2 protein-coding genes and 2 pseudogenes are annotated in these 1,456 nt (G+C 44.7%); 3 read left to right on the forward strand and 1 reads right to left on the reverse strand.

The genetic code is table 11. The annotated features are described in order from the left end of the window. From A3766_RS32110 to A3766_RS32115, 3 genes and pseudogenes are all read left to right on the forward strand, one after another. A pseudogene (locus A3766_RS32110) lies at nt 1–242 on the forward strand (monovalent cation/H+ antiporter subunit D family protein); the annotation flags it as partial. Continuing rightward, nucleotides 243–497, forward strand: coding sequence for a hypothetical protein (locus A3766_RS19910; RefSeq protein WP_068508488.1), 255 nt, complete (start codon nt 243–245; stop codon nt 495–497). A gap of 196 nt (nt 498–693) precedes the next feature. After that, nucleotides 694–1,197 (forward strand): annotated as a pseudogene (locus tag A3766_RS32115) (proton-conducting transporter membrane subunit); the annotation flags it as partial. A 5-nt stretch (nt 1,198–1,202) separates the two neighbouring features. On the opposite strand, the gene A3766_RS29180 reads toward A3766_RS32115, so the two are convergent. Then, the gene (locus A3766_RS29180; protein ID WP_231882934.1) at nt 1,203–1,418 is read right to left on the reverse strand and encodes a proton-conducting transporter membrane subunit; all 216 of its coding nucleotides are present in this window, start codon (nt 1,416–1,418) and stop codon (nt 1,203–1,205) included. Between the last annotated feature and the right edge of the window lie 38 nt (nt 1,419–1,456).

Raw genomic sequence — 1,456 nt, forward strand, 5'->3', positions numbered from 1 at the left:
TGATAAGTTCCTTGCTTAATATCGCTTATCTTTTGCCCATCCCAATCAAAGCATTCTTTAATACCCAAGCAAAAGAATCTAAGCCTTGGGCATGGTCGGACACTAAAGAGGCTCCGTTACCAATTTTAATAGCACTTGGCGTGACTTCGTTTGGATGTCTTGCCTTGTTCTTCTATCCTCAACCCCTGATCGATCTAATAAATTTGATTCCAGGTGTATCAACGAATATGGGGGAAGGCTAAATGTCTGATCATCACTCTTCAGATGGCTGGTTCGACAAGCCAGAAAACGTCAAAAAGATGTTAAAAGTATTTTATGTCGCATGTGCTTTGCTAGTGATTGCTGACTTTATTGTTCACCGCCATATTTACCACAGCTGGGAGAACTTCCCTGCTTTTTATGCCATTTACGGCTTTGTAGGCTGTTCTATTCTCGTTTTCATAGCAACATGGATGCGAACCTTTCTGATGCGAGGTGAAGATTACTACGATGAGTAATGTGATTCCATTTCTTCCCCTAATGCTAGGTGCTTTAGCTGCGTTACTATTACGTGGCTGGACACGAAACCTCATCATGTTAGCGGCTCCCATTTTAGGTGCTCTTAACTTGGTCGGCCTAGAGCATGGCGTATTCTGGTCTATGGAGTTTATGGGCTATGCACTAGAGCCAGTTAAGGTTGATAAACTTAGCTTGATGTTTGGCTATCTTTTCCATCTTGCTGCTCTAATCGCCATCATCTACGCCTTGCACGTTAAGGATACTGTGCAGCACGTCGCAGGCCTCGCCTACGCAGGTAGTGCTGTCGGCGCAGTATTTGCCGGTGACTTACTTACCCTTTTCGTCTTCTGGGAGTTACTGGCACTCACATCCGTATTTCTTATTTGGGCTCGTCGAACAGATCGAGCCTATTCTTCTGGTATTCGCTATCTGATCATTCAAGTATTATCTGGCGTTTTGTTACTTGCAGGTCTATTGATCTTCGCGCACGTTAACAATAGCTTACTATTCACTCATATCGGCTTGCAGCATGAGGGCATCGCCCAAGTTGGTGCATGGCTAATCTTTTTCGCCTTCGGAATCAAGTGTGCCTTCCCTTTTATGCACAACTGGTTAACTGATTCGTATCCTGAAGCGACACCAAGCGGAACAATATTTTTAGCCTCGTTCACAACAAAGGTCGCGGTGTATGCTTTTGCTCGGGCCTACCCCGGTGAAGAAATTCTCGTATGGATTGGTGTCACCATGGCATGCTTTCCAATTTTCTTTGCAGTTATCGAGGCTAAAAATATTGTTCCGCTTGGTGTCGCTTCAGGATACGAATCAGTTAACCAGTTGTGCATAAAAGGGAAGGCACACTTGATTCCGAAGGCGAAAAAGATTAGCCATGCACCAACTTGGGCGATGCCCTCATGCTGCAAGCCGATATGAGTGAATAGTAAGCTATTGTTAACGTGCG

The sequence above is a fragment of the Oleiphilus sp. HI0132 genome (assembly GCF_001635845.1).